Origin of the sequence: Rhodococcus baikonurensis, assembly GCF_040489275.1 — a bacterium.
GTDB classification, from domain to species: domain Bacteria; phylum Actinomycetota; class Actinomycetes; order Mycobacteriales; family Mycobacteriaceae; genus Rhodococcus_F; species Rhodococcus_F baikonurensis.
Window position 1 is genome coordinate 129,285 of sequence record NZ_JBEUOQ010000008.1, and the last position, 24,570, is coordinate 153,854.

General features: G+C 62.8%; 24 protein-coding genes. 10 read left to right on the top strand and 14 right to left on the bottom strand.

Annotated elements, in window-relative coordinates; genetic code table 11:
• Positions 1 to 25: 25 nt before the first annotated feature.
• The 3 genes from ABWI03_RS19715 to ABWI03_RS19725 all read right to left on the bottom strand — a co-directional run bounded on the left by ABWI03_RS19715 (position 26) and on the right by ABWI03_RS19725 (position 1,974).
• On the bottom strand, positions 26 to 445 hold the full coding sequence (locus ABWI03_RS19715; RefSeq protein ID WP_214886538.1) for a DUF1622 domain-containing protein: 420 nt from the start codon (positions 443 to 445) through the stop codon (positions 26 to 28).
• 51 nt (positions 446 to 496) lie between these two features.
• Positions 497 to 1,540, bottom strand: coding sequence for an ABC transporter substrate-binding protein (locus tag ABWI03_RS19720; RefSeq protein ID WP_298773869.1), 1,044 nt, complete (start codon positions 1,538 to 1,540; stop codon positions 497 to 499).
• Positions 1,541 to 1,629: 89 nt separating this feature from the next.
• On the bottom strand, positions 1,630 to 1,974 hold the full coding sequence (locus ABWI03_RS19725; protein WP_296555064.1) for a zinc ribbon domain-containing protein YjdM: 345 nt from the start codon (positions 1,972 to 1,974) through the stop codon (positions 1,630 to 1,632).
• 113 nt (positions 1,975 to 2,087) lie between these two features.
• Here ABWI03_RS19725 and ABWI03_RS19730 point away from each other — a divergent pair, with 113 nt between their 5' ends.
• The 4 genes from ABWI03_RS19730 (at position 2,088) to ABWI03_RS19745 (ending at position 5,876) form a co-directional block, all read left to right on the top strand.
• Complete coding sequence (locus tag ABWI03_RS19730; protein ID WP_124568654.1) at positions 2,088 to 2,720, top strand: TetR/AcrR family transcriptional regulator; 633 nt, start codon at positions 2,088 to 2,090, stop codon at positions 2,718 to 2,720.
• A 32-nt stretch (positions 2,721 to 2,752) separates the two neighbouring features.
• Positions 2,753 to 4,324, top strand: a complete 1,572-nt coding sequence (locus ABWI03_RS19735) for an MDR family MFS transporter (RefSeq protein WP_298773872.1) — start codon at positions 2,753 to 2,755, stop codon at positions 4,322 to 4,324.
• Positions 4,325 to 4,339: 15 nt separating this feature from the next.
• Positions 4,340 to 4,939 carry a CHAP domain-containing protein gene (locus ABWI03_RS19740; protein WP_166810229.1) on the top strand — a complete coding sequence of 200 codons (600 nt, stop codon included), beginning with the start codon at positions 4,340 to 4,342 and terminating at the stop codon, positions 4,937 to 4,939.
• Between the two features lie 208 nt (positions 4,940 to 5,147).
• A complete protein-coding gene (locus tag ABWI03_RS19745) occupies positions 5,148 to 5,876 on the top strand; it encodes an HD domain-containing protein (protein ID WP_298773876.1) in 729 nt (242 codons plus the stop codon).
• Here ABWI03_RS19745 and ABWI03_RS19750 read toward each other — a convergent pair whose 3' ends face one another.
• Positions 5,877 to 6,248 carry a cupin domain-containing protein gene (locus ABWI03_RS19750; protein ID WP_095970233.1) on the bottom strand — a complete coding sequence of 124 codons (372 nt, stop codon included), beginning with the start codon at positions 6,246 to 6,248 and terminating at the stop codon, positions 5,877 to 5,879.
• 89 nt (positions 6,249 to 6,337) lie between these two features.
• On the opposite strand from ABWI03_RS19750, the gene ABWI03_RS19755 reads away from it, so the two are divergent.
• Positions 6,338 to 7,156 carry a helix-turn-helix domain-containing protein gene (locus ABWI03_RS19755; RefSeq protein ID WP_298773880.1) on the top strand — a complete coding sequence of 273 codons (819 nt, stop codon included), beginning with the start codon at positions 6,338 to 6,340 and terminating at the stop codon, positions 7,154 to 7,156.
• A 94-nt stretch (positions 7,157 to 7,250) separates the two neighbouring features.
• Here the strand turns inward: ABWI03_RS19755 and ABWI03_RS19760 are convergent, their stop codons facing one another.
• Together ABWI03_RS19760 and ABWI03_RS19765 are read right to left on the bottom strand one after the other, a co-directional pair.
• Positions 7,251 to 7,706 carry a hypothetical protein gene (locus ABWI03_RS19760; protein ID WP_283376386.1) on the bottom strand — a complete coding sequence of 152 codons (456 nt, stop codon included), beginning with the start codon at positions 7,704 to 7,706 and terminating at the stop codon, positions 7,251 to 7,253.
• On the bottom strand, positions 7,703 to 8,758 hold the full coding sequence (locus ABWI03_RS19765; protein WP_298773883.1) for a LacI family DNA-binding transcriptional regulator: 1,056 nt from the start codon (positions 8,756 to 8,758) through the stop codon (positions 7,703 to 7,705). The genes ABWI03_RS19760 and ABWI03_RS19765 overlap by 4 nt, the downstream gene beginning before the upstream one ends.
• A 70-nt stretch (positions 8,759 to 8,828) precedes the next feature.
• On the opposite strand from ABWI03_RS19765, the gene ABWI03_RS19770 reads away from it, so the two are divergent.
• Positions 8,829 to 10,058 (top strand): MFS transporter, encoded by a 1,230-nt coding sequence (locus tag ABWI03_RS19770; RefSeq protein WP_298773885.1) that lies wholly within the window; start codon positions 8,829 to 8,831, stop codon positions 10,056 to 10,058.
• Here ABWI03_RS19770 and ABWI03_RS19775 read toward each other — a convergent pair.
• The 4 genes from ABWI03_RS19775 to ABWI03_RS19790 are packed head-to-tail and all read right to left on the bottom strand — an operon-like array spanning position 10,019 to position 15,763.
• Complete coding sequence (locus ABWI03_RS19775) at positions 10,019 to 10,687, bottom strand: class I SAM-dependent methyltransferase (RefSeq protein ID WP_298773887.1); 669 nt, start codon at positions 10,685 to 10,687, stop codon at positions 10,019 to 10,021. The two genes, ABWI03_RS19770 and ABWI03_RS19775, sit on opposite strands and share 40 nt — an antisense overlap.
• A 36-nt stretch (positions 10,688 to 10,723) precedes the next feature.
• Complete coding sequence (locus tag ABWI03_RS19780) at positions 10,724 to 13,267, bottom strand: polynucleotide kinase-phosphatase (RefSeq protein ID WP_298773889.1); 2,544 nt, start codon at positions 13,265 to 13,267, stop codon at positions 10,724 to 10,726.
• Complete coding sequence (locus tag ABWI03_RS19785; protein WP_298773891.1) at positions 13,264 to 14,688, bottom strand: 3' terminal RNA ribose 2'-O-methyltransferase Hen1; 1,425 nt, start codon at positions 14,686 to 14,688, stop codon at positions 13,264 to 13,266. The genes ABWI03_RS19780 and ABWI03_RS19785 overlap by 4 nt, the downstream gene beginning before the upstream one ends.
• A gap of 37 nt (positions 14,689 to 14,725) precedes the next feature.
• Entirely contained in the window at positions 14,726 to 15,763 is a 1,038-nt protein-coding gene (locus tag ABWI03_RS19790) for an Rv2578c family radical SAM protein (RefSeq protein WP_095970241.1), read from the bottom strand.
• A gap of 98 nt (positions 15,764 to 15,861) precedes the next feature.
• Here ABWI03_RS19790 and ABWI03_RS19795 point away from each other — a divergent pair, with 98 nt between their 5' ends.
• The 4 genes from ABWI03_RS19795 to ABWI03_RS19810 are packed head-to-tail and all read left to right on the top strand — an operon-like array spanning position 15,862 to position 19,458.
• Entirely contained in the window at positions 15,862 to 16,242 is a 381-nt protein-coding gene (locus ABWI03_RS19795; RefSeq protein WP_095970242.1) for a RidA family protein, read from the top strand.
• Between the two features lie 54 nt (positions 16,243 to 16,296).
• The gene (locus ABWI03_RS19800) at positions 16,297 to 17,196 is read left to right on the top strand and encodes a DUF5995 family protein (RefSeq protein ID WP_298773935.1); all 900 of its coding nucleotides are present in this window, start codon (positions 16,297 to 16,299) and stop codon (positions 17,194 to 17,196) included.
• A 49-nt stretch (positions 17,197 to 17,245) separates the two neighbouring features.
• Complete coding sequence (locus ABWI03_RS19805; protein WP_235172180.1) at positions 17,246 to 18,679, top strand: putative nucleotidyltransferase substrate binding domain-containing protein; 1,434 nt, start codon at positions 17,246 to 17,248, stop codon at positions 18,677 to 18,679.
• Positions 18,676 to 19,458, top strand: a complete 783-nt coding sequence (locus ABWI03_RS19810) for a Fic family protein (protein WP_095970244.1) — start codon at positions 18,676 to 18,678, stop codon at positions 19,456 to 19,458. Before ABWI03_RS19805 ends, ABWI03_RS19810 begins: the two co-directional genes overlap by 4 nt.
• Positions 19,459 to 19,496: 38 nt before the next feature.
• On the opposite strand, the gene ABWI03_RS19815 is transcribed toward ABWI03_RS19810, so the two are convergent.
• Genes ABWI03_RS19815 through ABWI03_RS19830 form a run of 4 tightly spaced genes read right to left on the bottom strand, consistent with a single transcriptional unit; the run spans position 19,497 to position 24,521 of the window.
• Positions 19,497 to 21,479 carry a 5-oxoprolinase/urea amidolyase family protein gene (locus ABWI03_RS19815; RefSeq protein WP_298773899.1) on the bottom strand — a complete coding sequence of 661 codons (1,983 nt, stop codon included), beginning with the start codon at positions 21,477 to 21,479 and terminating at the stop codon, positions 19,497 to 19,499.
• Positions 21,476 to 22,129, bottom strand: coding sequence for an urea amidolyase associated protein UAAP2 (locus ABWI03_RS19820; protein WP_124568667.1), 654 nt, complete (start codon positions 22,127 to 22,129; stop codon positions 21,476 to 21,478). The genes ABWI03_RS19815 and ABWI03_RS19820 overlap by 4 nt, the downstream gene beginning before the upstream one ends.
• Positions 22,126 to 22,959, bottom strand: a complete 834-nt coding sequence (locus ABWI03_RS19825; protein ID WP_200313898.1) for an urea amidolyase associated protein UAAP1 — start codon at positions 22,957 to 22,959, stop codon at positions 22,126 to 22,128. Before ABWI03_RS19825 ends, ABWI03_RS19820 begins: the two co-directional genes overlap by 4 nt.
• A gap of 2 nt (positions 22,960 to 22,961) precedes the next feature.
• Positions 22,962 to 24,521, bottom strand: a complete 1,560-nt coding sequence (locus ABWI03_RS19830) for an amino acid permease (protein ID WP_298773905.1) — start codon at positions 24,519 to 24,521, stop codon at positions 22,962 to 22,964.
• Between the last annotated feature and the right edge of the window lie 49 nt (positions 24,522 to 24,570).

Genomic DNA, 24,570 nt, shown 5'->3' on the forward strand with positions numbered 1-24,570 from the left:
GACCTTTCACTCGCAACGGCTATCGCTACGAACTCGACGCGTCGGGCATCGCTCGGCCTCCTGATCCGCGCGCCGCGCGTACCAGGAGTTCCGGACTGGACACCAACGCCTTGCGCCACGGAAGTACCCCGTCGATCTCGATCTGAATCGACAGGCTCAGCACAGTTCGAATCAGCACGATCATGCCCAGAACTGCGGCGTCGGTCAGTGACGGAGAAGACGTCACAGTCTTCACCAGATCAGCGGCGACGAGGATCTCGAGTCCGAGAAGGATGACCGCGCCCATGGTCTCGCGCAGCGTGCGAAACGCCGAACTACCGTCGCGTGTTCGAGTCCACGCCCGCCCCGCGATCACGAATGCGAACACGAACCCGAGAACCATGGCGACAACACCGAGCACTTCGAACCATTCGGTGACAAGCTCGAAGAACCTGATTTTGTCCATGGTCATGATTCTCGAGGTAATGCACCGATAAGTCGAGGTGACACGACGGAGTCAGCTGAAGATCCGCTCGATGTCGTCGAGCCGCAGCTGAGTCGCGCGAGGGGAATAGCCCGAGCCCCACAGGCTGTCGTCGACGTAATGGACGTTTCCCGAGCGGACAGCGGGAAGGCGCTCCCAGAGCGGGTTCGTCGCCAACTGTGCGCGGACGTCCTGCTGATCCTGGAAGGCGCCCACGATGATCACGTCGCTGGTGACTTGATCGAGTTGCTCCGCGGTGAGTGTGCGCGTGAACTCCTCCGACGTGGCTCGATCGCCGGGGAACTCGAGGGCGTCGAGAAGTGCGTCGACCTGGTTGTAGACGACACCGTTCTCACCGGTACGCAGCAGCGTCACCGACGGTAACGAGCCGAGGGCCGAGAGTCGATCCTTGATTGCGAGGAGGCGCTCTTCCGTTCTCGCGTTCAATTCGGCTGCCGCTTCTTCGCGCCGGACCGCGACGCCCATCGAGGTGACCAGTTTCTTCATCTCGTCCCACGTGAGGAATCCGTTGAAGCCGGCGAACACCGGCACTCCGGTCGCCGAGAGTTCGTCGTAAGATTTTGCGGCATAGGCATTTCCGGCCGTCAGAAGCATGACGATCAGGTCGGGCGATGCGCCGATGATAGCTTCTTTGTTCCACGTTCCCGCCGTGCCGAGGTTCGGGATGTTCGCAGCCTCCGGCATCGTGCGCAACACCGCGTCACCGCTCACACCCTCGAGACCGAAGAAGCCGCCGACGATCTTCTCCGGCGGCACACCGAGGTCGAGCACCGTCGCCATGGCGCTGACATGGGCGATGACCATTCGCTGCGGATCCGAAGGAATCTCGACACTGCCCGTCTCGTCCTGCACCGTGACGAAACCACCTGACTCCACGCCGTTTTCGTCACTGCTGCACGCTGCCAGCAAGGTCGCGGCCGCGACACCGAGCCCGGCGCCGAGGAATCCCCTGCGCGTCAGCGCATCGACGATGAGGCTCCACTGCTCGTCTGTATCGAGTGCGGTGCTATCGGGAGCAGGGTCAAGGCAGATCGAGAGCGACACAGTTCGGTCCATTCGTTAGAGAGGTCGAGAATCTCCTCGATTGTGGCTGTCGAACCGTCGAAACTGAACAGGATCTCGAGCCGACTTCTATTGCTATCCGGTCAGACCTTCTTGACGACGCTCGACTTCAATTGCATCGGCCCGATGCCGTCGACCTTGCAGTCGATGTCGTGGTCCCCAACGCCCTGAACAAGGCGGATGTTGCGCACTTTCGTGCCCGACTTGATACCGGTCGGACTGCCCTTCACCTTGAGCGTCTTGACGACCGTCACAGTGTCTCCGTCCGCAAGGACGTTTCCTACCGAATCTTTCACCACTCCCGGAGCATCCCCTGCGCCATCGGCCGGCGCCCACTCGTGTGCACAGGACGGGCACACCATCAAGGCACCCATTTCGTAGGTGTATTCGCCGGCACATTCAGGACAAGGAGGCAAGGTGTCTTCCACGTGGATCATCCTATCCAGCGGGTGTCGGAAACCCATTTTTGCACTTCATAGGTCATTCTTGGGACAAATATTGCATTCGATGAAACTTTGCACTCTGTGCAATTATGGATGAAATGGGAACCGAAACACTCGGATTGCGCGAACGAAAGCGAATCGCTACGAGGCAGCTGATCGAGCACACCGCGGTCGAACTCGTCCTCGACCTCGGATACGACGAAGTGACCGTCGAAAAGATCTGCGAAGCCTGCAATCTGTCGACCCGCACGTTCTTCAACTACTTCCCCACCAAGGACGCAGCCATCGGTGGACTCATGCTCGTCGTACCGAATGAGACGACCATGATCACGCTGATCAACGAACACCCCGATGACCCTCTCCGAGGGGCTCTCGCGGTCTTCGAAGAGGCGATGCAGATCGTCGACGAACGGCCCGACCTGCTGGCGTACCGCCGCGAATTGTTCGAACGGCATCCCACACTCTTGCAGCAGCACCTGGCCACGTTTCACGATCTGGAGGACACACTCACCAGGCTCTTGACGCGTGAGTTGCGCGGTCGCCCCGAGTATCGACAGCTTCCGGCAGACACCGCCGCGGAAGACGAGGCCACCGCGACGGTCATCACAGCGGGCGCAGCGATGCGTTACGTCTTCCGAAAGTGGCAGAACAGCGAACGGGCAAGCCCCAGAACCGAACTGCTCGATCCTGCACTACTTCTGATGGCTCGAATTCTCCGCTCCGCGAACTGATTTCACCAGCTGTCACTCAACTAAGGAATTCCATGTCCACTCGAGAAGCTGCGACCGTCGGCCCAGACGACACGCGCACCGACACCGAATCCACGCCAGACAAGCGATCGATCATCCTCGTTTTTGTCGGGTTGATGATCACCATGCTTCTGGCATCGCTCGATCAGATGATCTTCAGCACCGCGTTGCCCACCATCGTCGGTGAATTGAACGGCGTCAACCACATGGTCTGGGTGACGACGGCGTACATCCTCGCCTCGACCGTCATGATGCCGGTGTACGGGAAACTCGGTGATCTGATCGGCCGCAAGGGCCTGTTCATCGGCGCCATCAGCATTTTCATCGTCGGTTCTGTGATCGGCGGCCTGTCCCACGACATGACCACACTCATCGCGGGGCGCGCTGTTCAAGGACTCGGCGGCGGCGGGTTGATCTTGCTGTCCCAGGCGATCATCGCCGACGTCGTTCCGGCCCGGCAACGCGGCCGGTACATGGGCGCGATGGGCGGTGTGTTCGCCCTGGCTTCGGTTGCCGGTCCCCTACTCGGCGGCTGGTTCACCGAAGGCATCGGTTGGCGTTGGGCTTTCTGGATCAACATCCCCCTCGGCCTACTCGCCATCGCGAGTGCGATGGCATTCCTTCACTTGCGGAAACCGAATCTCGGCAAGCCTCGCATCGACTACCTCGGAATGATCCTGGTCGCAACGGCAGCGACGTGCCTGATCCTGTTCACCACCTGGGGCGGAAGCACTTACGCCTGGGGTTCCGGAGTCATCATCGGGTTGATCGTCGGCTGCATCGTGACCGCCGTGGCGTTCGTCTTCGTCGAGAAGCGTGCCGACGAACCAGTGATTCCGATGCACCTGTTCGCTCAGCGAAACTTCGTGTTGACCACCGTCGCGGGTCTGATCATCGGAATCGCGATGTTCGGTGCGCTCGCCTACCTGCCGACCTACATCCAGATGGTGACCGGAAAGAACGCCACCGAAGCAGGACTGATGATGATTCCGATGATGGCGGGCCTACTTGTCGCCTCCATCGGATCCGGTCAGCTGGTCAGCAAAACCGGTCGCTACAAGATCTTCCCCATCGTCGGAACATCCATCGTCGCCGTTGCTCTGGTCCTGCTCTCACGTCTGACGCCGTCGACCTCGCTGCTGGTCTTCGGTTGTTACATCGCCCTCATGGGTATCGGCCTCGGCCTCGTCATGCAGATCTTGATCCTGATCGTGCAGAACACTTTCCCTGCGGCCGAAGTGGGAACGGCCACCGCGTCGAACAACTTCTTCCGTCAGATCGGCGCTTCGTTGGGCAGCGCTATCGTGGGCAGCCTGTTCGCCTCGCGCCTGACCAATCTGCTGTCCGAACGACTACCGGCAAACGGAGGCGCAGCGGGTGGGGACGAGAACTCTTTGACGCCGGCAATTCTCTGGAAGTTGCCGAGCCAGGTTCGCGAGATCATCGTCGGCGCATACAACGATGCGCTTGCGCCGATCTTCCTCTATCTCGCACCGCTGGTCATCGCGGCGGTCGTCTTGTTGCTCTTCGTCAAGGAGAAGCCCCTCGCGACGACGATCGATCGCTCCGCGCCCCCGCTCGAGTAATTTGACTATCGTGGCGTGATGTCGCACGCACCGAATACGTCCAGACGCACTCTCACCGTTCTGGGCGTATTCGGCGTTGTAGTGGTTGTAGCAGTCGCCGGCATTTTCTGGTGGTTCGCCCGCAGCGACGACGCCCTTGCCGGCGAGAACCTGGATTCGTTCCCGGCTGTCGACCACAGCGCACTGACCGCTCAGCAGAGTGCGCTGCTCACCGTCCTCGAACAGGAATGGGAGTCAGGGAGCCCCGGCACCAAGTACGCCGAAGGTGTCGAAGAATCGTGGTGTGCCGATTTCGTGAGCTGGTCGATGAACCAGATCGGCACGCCGTTCTCGAACCCCAACTCAGGCTCGTGGCGCATCCCCGGGGTGTACACGCTGCAGGAGTATTACGAGTCGGTCGACGCGTTTGTCCCCTACGGTCAGGACTACCAACCCAAAGTCGGCGACACGATCCTGTACGGCGACTCGAGCCCATTCGGTCAACACGTCAACGTCGTTCTGGTCAATGACGTCGGCACTCTGACGACCGTCGGCGGCAACGAGAACAACAAAGTCATGCTTCATCGCATAAAGCCCTCGGAAGTTCCGGGAATAGTCGGGTTCGGCGTCATCTGAGCCGACCCCCACCGTCGTTGCTTGTCGAGATAGTGCGAAGTGCAGAGGTGAGGTTGCTGATTTGGCGTTGCCGTTGGATGGCACTTGGTATAGCCAATATTCGGATAATTCCGTGTTTCCGTCGTCGACAGATATTGAGCAAGCGTGAAGAATTTTCCTCGCCAACTAGATTCGTATTCAGCTGTCCCCTACCTCAGACAGGAATTCGATGCGCCCTGGTGAGCTGACCACCCTCGAGCAGATGCAACTCATGGCCCGCGCGGCAGCTGCGCAGGCCATGAGTACCCCGTCGATGCTTCGACTGCGGCTCGGCCGCTACCCCACTCACACGCCCGACCTGCGCAAATGCCCACTCCCCGACACCAGACTGTGCAGGGAAGCGCTCGATCACGCCAGAGGAACCCTCTCCCCCGCGGTCTTGAACCACAGTCTCCGCTGCTGGATCTGGGCCGACACCTTCGCACAGATCGACGCGATCGAGTATGACCCCGAAGATCTCTTCACTGCGTGCGCCCTTCACGATGTCGGACTGGGCGCAGAAGGATCGGCCGAGCATGGGTGTTTCACCTACATCAGTGCCGCAGACGCGGAAGAACTCGCGACCCGAGTGGGAACTTCGGAGAAGTCGGTAGAGCGAATCGGCGCAGCGATCCGTCTGCACATGGATCTGACCGTCGACCGCAGCGCGGGCGCTGACGCCTATCTCCTGCACGCCGCAGCGCATTTCGATGTTGCCGGTCGGCGTGCGGCCGAAATTCCGCGAGCAACTGTTGATGCAGCAATCGCGGAGTACCCCCGAACAGGATTCACCGACGAGTTCGCGCAGTCGATGCGGCGCGAGGTCGAGTTCCGTCCGCACTCTCGCGCGGCGACGCTCTGGAGATCGGGAATGGCCCTGCCGTTGCGTACCAATCCCCTGGACTGGAAGAGCCGGTAACTACGAAAAGTCCTCGAGCACTGCGGTTCGCGGACCTCCCACGTTCCCGGTATTCACCACGCCGACGGGTTCGATCAACATCACCTCCGCTTCCTCCTCGGCGATCGGGCAATGTTCGACGCCGCGAGGTACCACGAACAGTTCACCGGGCCCCAGTGCAACATCTCCGTTTCGCAGTTGGATTCGAATCTGCCCCTTCGTCACCAGGAACATCTCGTCGGTGTCGGCGTGGGAGTGCCAGACGAATTCACCTTTGATCTTGACGATCTTGATCTCGTAGTCATTGAGCGCCGCAATCTTCTTGGGCGACCAGTGCTCGGTGAACTGACCGAACTTCTCGCGAAGCGATACCGCTGTTGCCGAACTGTTCATGTTGTTCCTCCCTCGGGCGCGCCACCACCGCGATGACGACCCCGCCACTCTTCGTCACCCGCGGCAGCTGCGTCTTGTACGTTTCTGACATGGATCCCCACGGCGCACAGATCACCGCGTGGGCACCGGGCCTCGCGGGAATCACCGAGGTCTTCCATGCCGATTTCGTCGGACACGCCTATCCCAAACACACGCACGATCAGTGGTCTCTGATGCTCGTCGACCGCGGCACGATTGCATACGACCTCGATCATCGCGCTCATGGCGCAGCACCCGAGATCGTGACTCTGTTGCCGCCAGGCATCGCACACGACGGAGTTCCGGTCACCGAGGCCGGATTTCGTCAACGAATCCTTTACCTCGACACGTCAGTTCTCGGCGAGGTCCTCATAGGCCCGGCAGTGGACAGTCCCGAGATTCGAGACCCTCTGCTGCGCCACCGCATCGATCAACTGCACTCTGCACTCGGCCCAGGCGGCGAATCACTCGAGGCCGAAAGTCGCCTGGGGTTCCTCGCTGAAAGATTGAACGAGATCCTCGCACCGGCCACAGGCCGAGCCCGTCACACGCCCACCGTTGACGAACGCGTTGCCGATCAACTGCGAGACCTGCTCGATGCGCGACTCACAACGGGAATCACGATGCGGGAAGCGTCGAACATCCTGCAGCGGAACTCCACGTATCTGATCAAGAACTTCGCGAAGCATTTCGGGCTTCCGCCTCACAAGTACGTGACGGGACGCCGAATCGATCTGGCACGACGCGCAATACTGGCGGGGCGCGAATTGGCGGACGTGGCCGTCGACGTCGGGTTCCACGATCAATCCCACTTGTCGCGGCACTTCGTGAAACACGTCGGGGCGCCGCCCGGCAGGTACGCACGGAACGTGGTCGGCAGAGCGGGCTAGCCACAGCAGCTGGCACCGGTTTAATCGAGCAGAGACTGTTTCCGGTCAGCTGGAGCCTGTGCTCAATGGATGAAAACGGTGCCAGGTCCAGAGATCAAGAAGCCGTCTCGAGGTCGACGAGCAAGAAGTCCTCGCGCCGCGGCCCCCATTCACGATCGGTCAGCTGATACGAGCGCAACGCGCGAGGCGCACGGGCCAACTCGTAGAACCGCTCGGACCCGGGCACGAATTGCCTCGTAGCCCAGCCCCAGCTCGGGCCGTGCGGAAACTTCGGGTCGGGCAGCATGTCGGACTCCAACGACATGAGCCGAAGACGGCGAACCACTCCGGTGGTGGAAGCATTCTCGTCGAAATCGGTCCACGCCTGACGGGCGTTTGTGCCGTCACGAGGAGTTCCGGCACATAGTTGCAAAGCGCCCGCGGCTTCGGCGACCGCCCATCTGCGCGGGCTGTCGACATTCCACGAGAGTCCCCACCGGACGGTCTCCCCCACTTCGGGAGGAACAAACCACCGAAGACGCAGAGCGTCGACCACTACCGGCGTGATCATCGTGTCGAAGTTCGCCGACGCACCGACCATTCGACCGGCTCGACCGCATCGTCCAGCCCGAGAACCACGCGAGCTGCGTTACGTCCCTGATCGAAGAGGGACTGGCGAACTGTGGTCAAGCCGGCGTCCGATGCAGCTGTTGTGTCGTCCCATCCGACGACTGCGACATCGTCGGGCAGCGCGAGGCCGAGTTCACGGATCGCGTCCAGAGCCCCCAGAGCCAGTTCGTCGCTCATCGCCAGGATGACATCGGGCCTTCGGCTCACGGGAACGTCGAGCAGGGACCGAGCCATCCGAGACCCTTCGCTCCGCTCGTTGACGGTGACGACCCCCACCCGCACCGATGACCACTCGAGGCCTGCGTTGCGGACGCCGCGTTCGTAGCCCTCGAGCCGATGGCGGGACACCGGAAACAACGCTTCACCTGGATCCACGTCCATCCGAATCTCGGACCGACGCTCACGATCCCACGGAAGGCTGATCACCACAGGCCGCTGCGCCCCCGACAACCCGACCGCCGCGATCGCAACGGCGCCGGCAACATCGTCCATCCCGACGAGATCCACACCCTCGTGCAGGGGCCCACCCTGGATGCATGCGGGTTTTCCGGTGCCGACGATCGCGTCGAGGATGGGATCGTCGAAGACGGTGGTCCAGACGACAAAGCCGTCTACTGCTGCGTCGCGAACTCTGTCGACGTCTCCAGTTTTCCCCGAGTTCGGCAGCATCATCAATCCGGCGTTCGCATCCAGGCACGCTTCGGCCACTCCCGAGAGAAACCGCCGGGCTACTGCGTCTTCGAAGGCGTAAGTCAGCTTCTCGCTGAAGACGACCGCAATGTTGTTGAATTTCCCGCTTCGCAAGGACTGCGCCGCCCGGTTGGGGCCCGCGTACTCGAGTTCTTCAGCAGCCGCGAACACCTTGGCCCGCGTTGATTCCGACACGCGCTCGGGCTGTGCGAAGGAGTACGACACCGACATCACCGACACCCCTGCGGCCTTGGCGACGTCGGCCATCGTCGGTCGACTCGAACGCTGCGCACGTGTGGCCATGAGCATCAGCATAGCGAGTGCAAAATATCGATTGCGCAGGTGTGTATCGATACATGTATCGTTACACAACATGACCGCTCGAGTGCCCAAGGCAACCACGCTCCGGCTGATGACCCTGGCCGGAGCAGCCTTCGCCTACGTGACGGCCGAAATGCTCCCCGTCGGACTGCTCAGCGAAATCTCGACGGACCTCGACGTCACCGAAGGGCGTGTCGGCCTATTGCTGACCTTCTACGCATACGGTGTCGCGGTCTTGACTCTTCCGCTGATCGGAGCGGTCAAAACCTGGCCGCGCCGACGCGTTGTCGTTCTGACGGTGGCCACCCTCGCGGTGTCGCAACTGGTCGCAGCGTGCGCCGTCAACTATCCGATGCTGGTGATCGGACGATTGCTCTGCGCTGCGACGCACGGGGTGTTCTGGGCTGTCGTTGCCCCGGTCGCAGCCACCCTGGTTCCGCGCGGACAACAGGGCAAGGCAATCGCGATGGTGTATGCCGGAACGTCTCTCGCTTTTGTTCTCGGGGGTCCACTTTCCTCGGCGATCGGCCAATCCTGGGGTTGGCGAACTGCGTCGGCGGCAATCGGTGTGGTGGCAGTGATCATCGCTTTCTCGCTGCATCGTGCGCTGCCTGAGATGCCGGTCGACCAGCGCCATCGGAACAAGCGAGACAAACCGAAGCCGACACCGGAGATGCGACGGGCACTCGCCGTCATCTGCGCGGCAACGCTGTTCGCCGCCCTGGGACAGTTTGCGTCGTACACGTTCTTCACGCTTCTGGTGGAGGAAAGCCTCGGCTCGTCCGGTGGCATCCGTACCGCGATGCTTCTGGTGTACGGCGCAGCGGGCGCCGTCGGAGTGTGGGTCGCCGGCAAGTACTACGACCGCCGATCGCGCCTTTTCACGCTCATCTCGATCGCGACGGTGGCCGGCGCGCTGGCCATTTTCTGGCTCCTGGCGCCGTCGATGGGAGCGTTCGCCGTCGTCGCCACGATCTTGTGGGGCGCGGCGTTCACCACTGTTCCGATCTGTCTCCAGTCCTCGGTTCTGCGCGCCGTCCCGATCGGGACCGACCGCGCGTCCGCCATCTACGTCGTCGTGTTCCAGATCGCGATTGCAACGGGCGCGCTGCTCGGTGCGGCCGTCGTAGACAGTGGTGGGCTCTCACATCTGGCGGGCATCGGGGTCGCCTTGATGATCGGTTCCTTGGTGATAGTCGGGTTCGGGCGACGCGCGTTTCCCCAGGAACCGGAACGGTCTACTCACTCCCCCACCGACGCGCCCGCGGGCATCGCGTCGTAGATCAGGGTGTATCGCCAGAACAGTCGTCTCCTGATCCTGCTCCCTGGCAAACACGACGCGGCCGCGCGCCGGACGTCAGCCATCGACTCACCCGGGTCAGCGGTGGGAGCCGTCATCGCCTTCAGCGACTCGGAGGCAACCCGTCGATGCTTGACGACGCCGACGACGGGATTGCAGACGGTCGCCAACACCGACAGGAGCCCGTCGGTGGCTGTGGTCGATCGATAACACCCGACTACGACGAGCCGGCCGCCCGGTTCGAGCAGGCCGCGCAGCCGCTTCATCGATTCGTCGAGTGGAAGATGGTGCAGCGCCGCGACGACCGTGATCGCGTCGTACTTCGCCTCGGATGCAAAGTCCTCGATCCGCCGTGCTTCGATGATCACGTTCTCGTCGTGGACAAACCTTGCCAGCACGTCGGCCGAGGTCGTGGGGTCGGGTTCCACACCGACCACCACGTCGAACCGCCGACGCAAGAGTTCGATCAGATTGCCCGTCCCGCACCCCACGTCGAGAGCACGAGCGGACCTGACCCCGCGCAGATTACGTAGAATCCATCGGCCGTAGTGATCGTTGTGACTCCAGGGATGGCGTCGGTTGAAACCGTCCAAGCGAGTAATTACGCCCATACCCGACGGTATCAATCCGAGCCCCGGCACCGGCCGTCACAACCGCGGGTCGACCGGCTCCGATTCGAGAGCCAACACCGCGAACACGGCCTGGTGCGCTCGCCACAAAGGTTCACGGTCGACGAGCCTGGAGACTGCCTCCATGCCGAGCGCGTACTCGCGCAGCGCCATCGACTGCTTGTGCCCGAGGTTGCGATTGCGTAGCCGAGCAAGCGTCGACGGTTCGAGGTAGTCGGCACCGTAGATCAATCGCAGGTACTCCCGGCCGCGAACCTTGATGCCCGGTTGTACCTTCGCGTTGTACCCCCGCGGTCTGTGGATCTGATTCGCCAGAGGTTTGACGACCATCCCCTCACCACCGTCAGCGGTCAGCGACTCCCACCACTTCGTCGCTTCGGACACCGAGTCCTCGGAACCGAGATCGACTACCAGTCGACGCGTGGTGGTAAATCGATTCGGGTCGGCCGCGGCCAGGCGGTCCGAAATACCGAGGTGCCATTCGTGATCCCGTTCCCCGTACGACTGGCCCTCGGTCGCAAGAATCTGGAAGGGCGCGATGGTGACGCCGTCCAGTCCGTTCGTCGGCCACACGTACCGTCGGTAGGCCTCACCGAAGCGGTCGATACTGGCAGCCCGAACAGTTGTCTGTTCGAACATTTCCGCCACGTCCAGGCCCCGCGAACCTGCCTGCGCCAACACGGCCTTGCGAGCGGCGAGGTCTGATCGCCCTGCCGCCGCGACCGACGCGTACTGCGAGCGCAGCAGACCCTCCGCTTTGACGTTCCACGGCAACAGTTCGCAGTCGAGGAGCAGCCAGTCGGTGCCCAACTCTTCCCACAACCCCGCTGCGGTGACTGCGGCGGCGATGTCGTCGATCAACTGCTGAGTCAGGCCGTCGCCGAAGAACTGACGGCCGGTGCGGGTGTGCACCATCCCGGTGAGCGAATCCGGTGCGTCGAAGCGGGACTGAGCAACCGATCGATCACGGCACACGAGCACAACTGCCCGCGAACCCATGTGCTTCTCTTCGCAGATCACTGTTCCGATTCCGCCGGCCCGGTATGCGTCGAACGCGGTCGACGGGTGTTCCAGATAGTCGTCGGATTGGGCCGTCGCGCAGGGCGCCATGGTCGGCGGTAGGTACCGCAGCCATTGCGGGGCGACCGCGAATCGGCTCATCACTTCCAAGGCGCCGGCGGCGTTGTCGGTGCGAACGGACACTCTCCCTCGCAGTTCGGTGTCGACGCCGGTCGTTTCGAGGACGTCGGCCAGATCGAGCACATCCGGATCGCGAGTCGGCGCAGCCAGCGGCACCACCGGCTCGTACCAAACCCGCTCCGCCGGAACCGACACGATCTCTCGTTCCGGGTATCGAAGAGCGGTGAGGGATCCACCGAAGACGCACCCGGTATCGAGGCACGCGGTGTTGTTGATCCATTCCACCTCGAGCACCGGCGTGTGACCGTAGAGGACCATGGCTGATCCTCGGTAGTCCTGCGCCCACGGGTATCGAACAGGCAAGCCGAATTCGTCAGTCTCACCGGTGGTTTCACCGTAGAGCGCAAAGCTTCGCACCCGGCCGGACGCCCTGTTGTGGTAGTCCTCCTTGAGACCGGCGTGTGCGACGACGAGTTTGCCGTCGTCCAGGACGAGGTGCGCCACGAGGCCGTCGCAGAAGTCGACGACGCTTTCGCGGAACTCCGCCGACTCGGCGGCAAGCTGCTCGAGCGTCTCGGCCAGTCCGTGACTGGCCGTGACCTTCTTACCCCGAAGCGCTTTGACGAGTTTGTTTTCGTGGTTACCCGGAACTGCTATCGCATGTCCCGCCGCGACCATCCCCATGACCAGACGCAGCACACCGACCGAGTCCGGTCCCCGATCCACGTAGTCCCCGAGGAAGACGGCAGTTCGCCCGTCCGGCGGCACCGCGTCGACAGCGCGGCCATCCGTCCCGTAGTCGAGGGTGTAGCCGAGTTTCACGAGGAGCGACTCGAGCTCACTTCGACATCCGTGGATGTCGCCGATGACGTCGAACGGGCCATGCTCGACACGCAGATCGCTGCGCAGCGGGTGGCGCGAGAATGTGGCTTCGGAAACCTCGTCCTCACCTCTGAGGATGTGAACCGAACGGAAACCTTCCTTACCCAAACCTCGGAGCGAGCGAGTCAACTGTTGGTGCTGGCGGCGAATGACGTCGCGTCCGAACGTCCGATCAGAGCGAGCGTCGTTTCGTGCCGAACACACCGATTCCGGAACATCGAGCACGACTGCCACCGGCAGTATGTCGTGCTCGCGTGCCAACGCAACGAGCCGCTTGCGCGCAGCGGGCTGGACGTTGGTCGCGTCGACAACCGTGAGACGTCCGCGTCGCAGACGCTTGGCTGCGACGAACTCCAGCACTTCGAACGCGTCGGACGTCGATTCCTGTGAGTTCGGATCGTCACTGACCCACCCGCGGAAGGTGTCACTCGAGAGAGTTTCGAAGTCACCGAAGTGACGCGCCGCGAAGGTCGACTTTCCCGAGCCACTGACACCGATGAGTACTACAAGAGCGAGGTCTGGAATCTCGTACACCGTCATGACGTTCGTGCCTCCTTCGTGAAGATCGCCATCTGCGTCGGCCCGCCGAGGGCCGGATCGATGGCTCCGACGAATTCGAACTCCACGGAATACCCGTGGGCTCGGGCCGTTTCGGTGGCCCAGTCGCCGAATTGGGTTCGGGAGAACTCGAACCTGTGGTCCGGGTGCCTGAACTCTCCCTCCGCCAACGCCGGATACAGCACGTTGTAGTCGGCATTCGGAGTTGTCATCAGCACGTACTGCGGTGCTGCGTCCACGAAGACGTATCTGACCAGGGCAGGCAACCGCGCAGCATCGACGTGCTCGATCACTTCCATGAGCACGACTGCGTCGAAGCCTTTCATCCGTGCATCGCGGTAAGTCGCCGACGACTGCATCAAAGACACCCGTTCACGCTGGACGTCGGACATTTCGGTGAACTTCAATCTCCGCTGCGCACGCGTCAGTTCGCGCGCGCTCACGTCGACCCCGACAAGTTTGTCGAATCGAGCGTGCGGCATCAGTGCCTCGATCAGTTTCCCTTCGCCGCAACCGATGTCGACGATCGTTCGCACGGGCAGTCGCTGAAGCGTCGCCGACACTGCGTCGATGCGAAGCCTCGCCAGCGGCGGATCTGGTCGCGGTACTTCGATCTGCGCCTCGGCTTGTTCGGGAATCAGTCGATCGACAACCGATTCGACCAGGTCGCGTCGACGAGCCAGGTAGCGGGACATGATCAGCGCGGAATCCGGATGCGACGCCAACCACTCTCCAGCGACGCGGATCAATTTGTCTGCCTCGTCGGGTCCCACCCAGTAGTGCTTCACGTCGTCGAGGACCGGCAACAGCACGTAGAGGTGCCGCAGGGCGCTCTGCACCGTGTGTTCCCCGGTGAGCGTCAGCGATACGAAGTCGGAGTTTCCCCACGTCGGCAGGTGCGGATCAAGCTGCACCGGTATCGCGGTTACATCCCAGCCCAGCGGCTCGAACAGCCGACGAGGCAAATCCGCATCGCCGCCACACGGAACCACCGGAATCGAGACGGTCAACGCGAGTTCGGCTCCGACGAGTTCCGGGTGTGACTTGCACGTTCCCGTCAACGCGGTGCGAAACAGCTTCGACAGGGCAACCGAGAGGATGGACGACGCCGCATACGGCCGATCGTTGACGTACTCCCCCAGCGAAAAGTTGTCGCCACTCTTGCCGCGTCGATACCTACTCTGCACAAGTTCGATGGGGTCGACGTCCACAATCACTGCCACAGTTGTCTTCTCGGCCGAGGACTCCGGGTACAGAACCGTGGCGGTGCCGATCGCCAAGTCGAAGCTTTGCACGCGGTCGGGATGTTTGTGCAGCAGGTAGCTCAACGCGGTCGCATCAGGAGTCTGCGAGGTCGGGGTGGACGTCAGTGTGAGTAGCACCAGGCGAATGTAGCCCGGCAAACGTCCGGGGCGCCTCCGATTTACGCGCCCACGGCCGTCAGAACAAGGTAAGAGCTGCTCCCGCACCCACCAGTTCCCGAGGCGCCTCGCGCGATTCGATGCCGGCTGCACTGACGTCTCGATGCTCCGAGCGACCACCCAACCCATGACGCTCGACCAGTGGCTCGACACGGCTTGCAAGCCAGCGCTTGTACTCGGGCGTGACATACGCACCCCGCCCGTACAGCTCGCGGTAGCGACGGATGAGCGCCGGGTGTTCCTGAGCAAGCCAATTCATGAACCAACCCCGAGTACTCCCGCGCAGGTGCATCGGAAAGACCGTCACGCTGCTCGCGCCTGCCTCCGACAGTGCCTCGAACAGACCGTCGAGGTGACTGGTGGAATCGGTGAGGAACGGAATGACCGGCGCCACCATGACATTGCACGAGAATCCGGCATCGGTGATGGCGCGGATCATCTCGAGACGCGCCCGCGGCGACGGGGTACCAGGCTCGATCTGCTTCTGAAGGGCTGCGTCGTTGATCGCCAACGACACTCCGATTCCGACGTCGACCTGCGCCGCCGCCATTTTCAACAGCGGCAGATCCCGTCGGAGCAGAGTTCCCTTCGTCAAGATCGAGAAGGGAGTTCCCGATTCGGTCAACGCGCGAATGATGCCGGGCATCAAGCGGTATCGGCCCTCGGCTCGCTGATAGGGATCTGTGTTGGTGCCCAGTGCCACCGCCTCCCGTTTCCAGGACTTTCGCGCCAACTCCTTGCGGAGCACCGCGGCGATGTTCGTCTTCACGACCACTTGGGAGTCGAAATCCGCGCCGGCGTCGAGGTCGAGATACTCGTGACTCGGTCTCGCGAAGCAATATCGGCATGCGTGCGAGCAACCACGAAAAGCGTTGACGGTGAAGCTGAACGGCAACGTCGACTCTTCGGGCATCTTGTTGAGCGCGCTCTTGCAGAGCACCTCGTGAAACGTGATTCCCTCGAACTCGGGAGTCTGCACGGAGCGCACCAACCCGGCCCGTTCGAGTCCGGGTAGCGCTCCGTCATCTGCATCCAATGCCTGACCCGACCACCTCATGGCCCCAAGTCGAACACTTGTTCTAAGCTATGTCAAGATGAAGCGAATAGCCGACCGTGCCTCACCACGGCCGGTGAGTTGTTGGCACAATTCCTCGCATGTCGAACACAAGCACGCCGAACAGAATCAACATTTCGTCCGGTTCCGAATGGGAACCGAAGATCGGTTACTCCCGCGCCGTGCGCATCGGTAACCAGATCGCAGTCTCCGGCACCACCGCTCCTGGTGAGACCCTCACCGATCAGACTCGCGCAGCGCTCGAAACCATCAAGGCAGCACTGGCCGAGGCAGGCGCCACCCTCGGCGACGTCATCCGCACTCGCATGTACCTTCGCGACATGACGCAGTGGGAGCAGGCCGCTCTCGCCCACGGCGAAGTGTTCGGCGAAATTCGTCCCGCCACCACGATCCTCGAGGTCAGCTCGCTGATCGACCCCGCTCTGCTCATCGAGATCGAGGCCGATGCGGTTATCAGCTGATCGCCAATCCGGACATTTGCGAAAGTGGGCGCCTAGTCTGAGCCGATGACACCGATGCGGCTGTATCCGTTGACGCTCGCGCTCGGCATCACCGTCACTTTCCTCGCGTCCACCTTCCTCTCGCCCGGCTCTGCACTCGCAGATCCGGGCGAGAGTCTTTCGACGGCCTGTGGCAGCCCGCTGAGCAATGCCGAGGTGGATCGGGTTGCCGAACTCAGTGACGTCACGACGCTGACCGGCGCTGGACTATCGCGTCTCGAGACCGCTGTCGAACGTCATCGGGAGATCACGTCGATCCTCGTCTCACACCATGATTGGCGAGGCTTGTTCTCCGTCGGCCTCGACGCTGTGGAGCACGAGGCGGTGATGCCGCTGCAGCGAGACCCTGCGGCCTTCGACGATGACGAGTGGGCCCATTCGGTCAGCTACGAATTGCTGCGCAGGTACCTGGTGAACGTCCATGCGGAGTTCACCGGCACTCCCACCGATCCGGCGTGGAGCAACTACTTCGCCCTGACGCGTCAGTGCGACGCCAGTCCGGCACGAGTCGCCATGGCCGGCTACAACGCCCATCTCACCGTCGACCTCGCTCACGCCGTCGCCACATCCGGAACCACTGCGGAGGATGTCCCCGATTTCTACAAGATCGTCGATTCCATTGCCGTCAAGGGTGGTTCGATCGTGACCCTCACCAAGGCCGAGTACGACGCCGATCTCGGGCCGCTCTGGCGGTTCTACTTCGTCGGCGAAGGACTCGACCGATTGGCCGGAAACTCGCAGCCCTCGGAACTACTGCTCCGCGCCGCCGACAGCGGATACAACACCATCACACTGGCCAACGGGTTCGCCCTCCAGAATCCGCAGACATGTCCCGGCGCAGAACAGGAGATCGACGCGCTCTGGCGTACTACAGATTCCGCTCTCGACGTACTCTCGCGACTCGGTGGTCTCTGACATCTCCCCCTCCGCTGCCTGAAACGGACACACCTGCGACAATGACCCCATGACGGGGCACTCGGCGGGGCAAGGCATGCAGAGTCCCGCCATGCGCCGGGTGCGAGACCTGTTGCGCGGGCCCGCAATTGTCTGCGACGGCCGGGCAACCATCCGCGATGCCGCCAAGTTGATGACCGATGCGGGCCGCCGCGCTGTTGTGATCCCGACGGAGACAACCGGTTTCGGAATCTTCACCGAAGGTGACCTACGCGCTCGCGTGGTAGTCGGTGGTATCGACAGCAACCAGCCGGTATCAACGGTGATGACGCCGTCAGCAGTGACAGTCGATCCGGATCGACTGGGCGCCGACGCCGTGACCGACATGCTCGAGTACGGATTGCGCCATCTCCCGGTCGTGACCGAGGCAGGCGCACTGATGGGTGTGCTCGAACTCAGCGACCTCCTGACTTCGGCCACCAATCAGGGTTTCGAACTGCGCGCAGCGCTCGCCACGGCACAGGACGACTCCCACCTCATCGAAACAGCCCGCGCGGTCCCTGTTCTGGTGACGGAATTGGTGGCGTCACGGGTCTCACCGCTCGACATCGGTGCGACGCTGGCGGTGCTGATCGACGTGACGGTCAGGCGAGCGATCGAATTGGTAGTGGGCGGAGACGAGCGACCGGATTTCGCGTGGCTGTCGCTCGGCAGCGTCGCCAGACGTGAAGCGCTCCCCTCTTCGGATATCGACAGTGCGCTGGTGTGGGGCGGCGAATCACATCACGAGGGAGCCGACGCCGCGAAGACAATCCACGACATCCTCGATCTCTGCGGGTTCCCTCGCGACACCAAGAACGCCGTCGCGACCCAGGCCAGGTTTGCTCGGACGCTCCCACAATGGCGCACTGCGCTGCGGAAATGGGTGTCCAATCCGTATCAGGACCAAGCCCTGGTCATGTTGTCGATGCTCGCGGATGCCCGCGTCGTCGCGGGCGATCCTGCGTTGGATCCTCGTCCTGCGGCGTTGGATCAACTGCGACTGCACCCGGCAGTGATGCGCCTGCTCCTTCGCGAAGCGGTCGGCGACAAGGCAAAGCTCCATTCGTTCAAGGACGTGATGACGCGTCGGACCGGAACCGTCGACCTCAAAGCCAGCGCCGTCCAACCGATCGTGAACATCGCTCGATGGGCGGGGATTTCCGTGGGCGCCCGCACGAGTTCGACCCTCGAACGCCTCAAAGCCGCAGCGGGAAGTGGTTTCCTACTCGACGACGACGCCCAGGTACTGATCGAATCTTTCGAGGTGCTGCAGCAGATTCGTGTCCGCCACCAGACCGATCAATTCTCCGCGGGTAGGCCCCCGACCGACGAAGTCGTGATCGCCGAACTCACTCCCCTCTCGCGTAGCTTGCTGAGCAATGCGGTGCGCGAAGTCGCGGGTGTGCAACGACGACTCGAATATGCCGCGTCCGCGTCGGCGCTACCCGACATCGACCCGTGAATCGCACTGCGCTCGAACAGGTTCTGGCGGCGGAGCGCCTCGAAGGCTGGGATCCGAGCGATGAGCAGATCGCGGAACTCGAAGCCGTCCTCGTCGGAACACTCTCTCGGCGTGAATATTTCGAGCAGGAATTGGCGCGGGCTGTCGGCCTGTCGTCACCGATTCCCCCGCGGATCCGCTGGCGAAGATCAGCGCCGTACGTCTATCGCGGTACGTCGGTACTCGAGAACAACTTCGACGTGCGGGATCCCGCTGCCCTGCAATCACTCGAGTTCGCGGCGACCGCGCTTCGCCTGGGCGAGGCGCATCTCGGCAGCGACCTCGTACCGCACACGCGAGACACAGCCGAACTACTCTTGCTTCACCAGCACGTTTTCCAAGACCTGTATCAGTGGGCCGGCCACATCAGAACGGTCGACATCAGGAAAGGTGCGGCGACGTTTGCGCCGGTCTCGGCGATTCGGAACTATCTGTCCGAGGTGGAAGAGATCATCGCCGCCGTCGATTGGGTAGCGCTCGATCACGGCGCTGCGTCGTTCGCGCTCGCATCGGTGTACTCGACGCTCAATCATGCCCACCCGTTTCGGGAAGGAAACGGGCGAACCGGAACCCTCTTCCTGCACCGACTCTCCGCCGACACCCGGCATCAGCTCGACTTGTCGCGGGTGAGCAGAATCGAGTGGGTATCGGCGTCGAGGGACTCTGCGCCTTTCCGGCCCACCGGAACCCCGTCGCCTCGCCCGTTCATCGATCTGTTCAATCGCGCTCTGACTCGCTGACGCACACGACTGCCGGTGGTCCGCGCTGGGATCGAGCATCAACCGGGCAGCGCGAACTCCCCTGCGTCGGACCAGCGTTGACGCTCGGCCCCGAATGCGACGGACTGCATCGCGCGGAACTCCTCGATCGAGCGCGAGTTCGACGCGAGGAACTCTTGATGCTCGGCCAGCGAGAAGCTGCCGTCCTCGATCTCGACGCCCCCGCCGCGGCCGGCGGCGGTGTCCGCGCGCAGATCCATCAACTCGTCCGGCTCGACGGGGTACCAGGAGATCCGGTCGAAGAATCGCAGCAACCACGGAGTGCCCTCCTCGAACGGCCCGGACTTCGCGGGATGACGGTGATTCCACACCTGCGTCGTACGTCCGACGAACTGGTATCCACCTGGGCCTTCCATGCCGTAGATGCAGAGGTAAGCCCCGCCGATCCCGACGGCATTTTCCGGGGTCCAGGTGCGGGCGGGGTTGTACTTGGTCGTGACAAGACGATGACGTGGGTCGAGCGGCGTCGCGACCGGAGCCCCGAGGTAGACGTCGCCGAGTCCGAGCACCATGTATTCGGCGCCGAAGACGGTGTCGAACACGTCGTTCACGGATTCGAGACCGTTCATCCGGCGGATGAACTCGATGTTCCACGGGCACCACGGCGCGTCGGCACGCACGCCGTGCATGTACCGCTGGATCGCTTCGCGCGTAGCCGGGTCGTCCCACGACAGTGGCATCCGCACAGTGCGACTGGGCACCACGAGTTCGTTGGCAGCAGGCAAGGTGTCCTCCGCCTCGGCGAGCATTCCCATCAGCTTGCGGACGGGCAGGACGTCCGGGTCGACGCGAACCTGCAGGCTGCGGATTCCCGGCGTGAGATCGAGTAGTCCGGCCGGCTTCTCGGCTTCGAGTCGCTGATGCAGTGCATGTGCACGCGCACGGAGGGCCAGGTCGAGGTTCATGTCGCCGTATTCGACCAACACGTTGTCATCGCCTGAGCGCCGGTACGTGACCGCGGTGTCGCCGTCACGGCGGGCTATGACGCCGTCGTCGCCGTCACCACCGGAGGAATGCACAACCGAATTGGACGCTCGACGCGATACTCCGAGGTCACGGCGGGAGGCTGCGCGTTCGGCGCGGATCGGTACGAAGCGAATCTTGTTCCCGGGTGCCAACTGTCCGAGCTTCCAGCGATCAGCGGACACGACCGTGATCGGACAGACGAAGCCGCCGAGGCTCGGTCCGTCGGGTCCGAGGAGGATGGGCGTGTCACCGGTGAAGTCGAGTGCACCGATCGAATACGCGTTGTCGTGGATATTCGAAGGGTGAAGTCCCGCTTCGCCGCCGGTGGTTCTGGCCCAGTCAGGTTTCGGACCGATCAACCGGACTCCGGTGCGGTCGGAGTTGAAATGGACTTCGTACTCGGTCGCGTACAGCGTGTCGATGTCGGAGCGGGTGAAGAACTCCGGCGCCCCGTGCGGGCCCTCGGTCACCGCAAGTTCCCAGCAGGTGTGTATCGCCGGAACATGCTCGGCGGGAACAGCTCCCGCTGCGCCGGTCGCCTGTCCGAGTTTGAGAACGTCCCCCGCCCGCAGGGTCCTCCCTTCGTGTCCGCCGAACCTGCCGAGGGTGAAGGTCGACGCGCTGCCGAGATAGTCGTCGGTCTCGATTCCGCCCTGGACGAGTACGTAGATGCGCAGTCCCGGGCCGCTGACCGTTCCGACATCGAGCACCGCTCCAGCGGGGACGAAAACGGGACGCCACTGACCGTGTGCGACGCCGTCGACCGTCACCGACACCGGGGCGCCCGTGACGCATACCGTGGTGTCCTCGTCGAACGTCATCGCAGGTCCGGCCATCGCGCATTCGATGCCGGGGGCACCTTCGGGGTTTCCGACTGCGGTGTTTCCCAACCGAAACGACAGGTCGTCCATCGGGCCCGACGGTGGGACTCCGATCTGCCAGTACCCGACGCGTCCTGGATAGTCCTGAACCGTCGTCAACATTCCGGGACGCACGATGGTCAGTTTTGCGTTCATTCGTCTGCCTCCGGCCGTGTGACGATCATGCGGACGGCAGTCGGATCGAAGCCGTTGCACGGGTTGTTGATCTGCGGGCAGTTGGACACGAGGACGAGCACGTCGCGTTCGGCACGCAACGCGAGCCGCTTGCCTGGCGCTGAAAGCCCGTCGACGATCCCGAGCGTGCCGTCGGGGTCGACCGGGACGTTCATGAAGAAGTTGATGTTGGACACCAGGTCCCGCTTACCGAGCCCCCATCTGGCGCCCTCGACGAGGAAGTTCTCGACGCACGCGTGCTGATGTTTGGTGTGGTGGCCGTACCGCAGGGTGTTCGATTCCTGTGAGCACGCGCCGCCCACGGTGTCGTGGTTTCCGACCTCGTCCGCGACCAGGGTCATGAGTGGAGTTCCGTCGTCACTGCGAAGCACGGAGCCTACGGACAGAAACAGGTTCTTCTGGGCTGCGACCGTCGCTGCTGCCGAGTACCGAACGCTGTGATCGTCACTGGCGTAGACGAGTGTGTCGACGGCTTGGTTTCCGTGCAGATCGACAACGGTCAGGACGTCACCGGCGCGGACAACTGCGGACCACGGCCCGAATGCATCGGCGATCTCGTCGAGGATCACCGTTCCGGGAACGAGGGCGGGCACATCCAAGGTGGTGGTCATACGATCTCCTCCAGGTTCGAAGCCGTCCAGGCATCTTCGGTATTGAGCACTGCGCGTTGGTATTCCGGCCCGCCGCCGGCAAGGCTGCCGAGTTCGTCGGCCGCATTCCACGCGAGCACTTCGAGGGACGTGGTGGGAAACTCCAGCGCCGGATCAAGTGGGTGCGCGGTGTTGGCGATCATCACGATGACCGGCAGGTGGATGAGAAGATCGACCGTTGCGCCTGCGCCGGCGGATCCGGTACTGGTGAGAGCGCCGTCCGCCTCGACGCGGACACCGTGGAAGAAGGACAACGGAGGCGCAATGTCCTGCGGCCCGAGTCCGTTCTTCGCGGCAGCGACGGTGAACAGTTCGCGTCCGGCGGGTGCGGCGCTGTGCAACGAACCCTGCCCGTACTTCGCCTCGTTGGTGGCACGTGACGTCGTTCCGCAGAACGCATCGTGGTGACCCGACGTGTCTGCGACCACGGTCGCAAGTACTCGCCCCTGATCGGAGAGCAACGGGTGCCCGACGCCGAGATAGGCCTGCCATGGCACCTTGACGGTATCGGCGACGTTGAGACGCTCCCAGGGGGCGTCGGCGCGATAGAGCAAGATGTTTGCGCAGGCGCTGCCGGCGATGTCGCGAAGTCGCAATCGGGTTCCACGGGCGAGAACCTTGGTCGTGTACCGCCCACCCGGCACGGTTTCAGCCCAGGTCAGACGTTCGGGAGCGACGTCCTCGGGTGGGTTCGGCCAATGCGTTGCAGGCAATACGGGCATGGAATCGGTGATCGTTCCAGCTTGGGACCGGGCATGCTCGCGCGCTCCGGCGGTGGTCTGAGTACTCATGGTCAGGCTCCGATCGTGACGGGATTCGGGGTGGCACGGCCGCGCGGGAAGCAGGCGACTCCCAGCACCACCACCAGCGCTATCGTGATGGGCGCGGCCCACTGCAGAATGGGGTACTCCCCCGTGGGGTTGAAGATCTCGGCTCGTGGCCAGGACAGGTTGATCACCATCAGCGCGCCGTACACAACCGCGGCGATGTTGACCGGGACTCCCCAGATACCCAGGGAGAAAAGCTTTTTGCCTTCGGCGTCGAACTTGGGGCCGACAGCGGTGCGCGGCCAACCCTTGAGACGCTGAACCAGCAGCGGCACGGTCACCATGAGGTAGGCCAAGTAGATCAAGATGATGCATACGCTGGACAGGGTCGCGAAAATTGCCGAGTTGCCCACGTTGACGGCCAGAACGGCTATGCAGATCAGGCCGATGAGGACGGACGGTGCGATAGGTGTTCCGGTGCGGGGATTGACCTTTGCCAGTATCTGCGAGGCAGGCAGTCGGCCGTCGCGGGCCATGGAGAACATCAGCCGTGACGCAGCAGTCTGAATGGCCAAGGTGCACACGAACACTGCGATCGAGACGTCGATCAACAGGACCGTGCCCCACGGCGAACTCAGAATCGATGTCAGTACGTACGGCAAACCTTCCGTGGCCAGGCGTCCGTCGGCGAGTGAGGGGGCTGCCATCAACGCGCCGAGGATCATCAAGCCGCCGCCGAGTGCGGAAGCGGACAGTGCAAGGCGGATCGTACGAGGTGCGACGCGTCGGGGGTTGCGGGTCTCCTCCGCCAACTCCCCTGCCGAACCGAAGCCGACCATGACGTAAGCGGCCATCAGTCCGGACATGATCCACGCCCAGGCGTATCCGGGCTGACCGCCGGCACTGCCGGTGTCGAAGACGACGTCCGGTCCGCGCTGAGCGTGGGTGAAGAACATCCCGATCACTGCGATGACACCGACGATTTCGCAGGTCACACCGATATTGTTGATACGCGACATCCAGTTGACGCCGATGCAGTTGATGAAGGTGGTCAGAACCAGAAGTACCGAACCGAGCAGCACGGCATTGGCAGCACCGCTCGAGGAGGTGAGCGCACTGTCCTCGCCGATGATCTGGAACCCGCTCCACACATTGGGAAGCACGACCTGCAAGGCGATGGCAGCAGCCGATGCAGTGACGATCTGAGCGAGAATCATGAACCACCCCGCGAACCAGCCGACTATCTCACCGCCCATCCGTCGCGACCACTGGTAGATGGCTCCCGAAATCGGATACCTGGCAGCAAGTTCCGCGAAGTTGAGCGCGACCATGAACTGGCCGACGAAGACGACCGGCCACGTCCAGAAGAACGCCGGACCCGCGAAACCGAAACCGAGGCCGAACAATTGGAAGATCGTCGTCAGAATGGAGACGAAGGAGAAGCCCGCAGCAAACGACGCGAACTTTCCCAGCGATCGATGCAGCTGCTGCTCGTAACCGAACTCCGCTAAGTCGCCGTCGTCGTGAGGTGACGAGGCGAGTGCGGATGCGGTGGTGGGCTGCGCAGCCGGGGTTGTTGCACTCAACGGCGTACTCCTTCGGCGAGGCGATTCAGAGGCGAATAACTGTCGATTG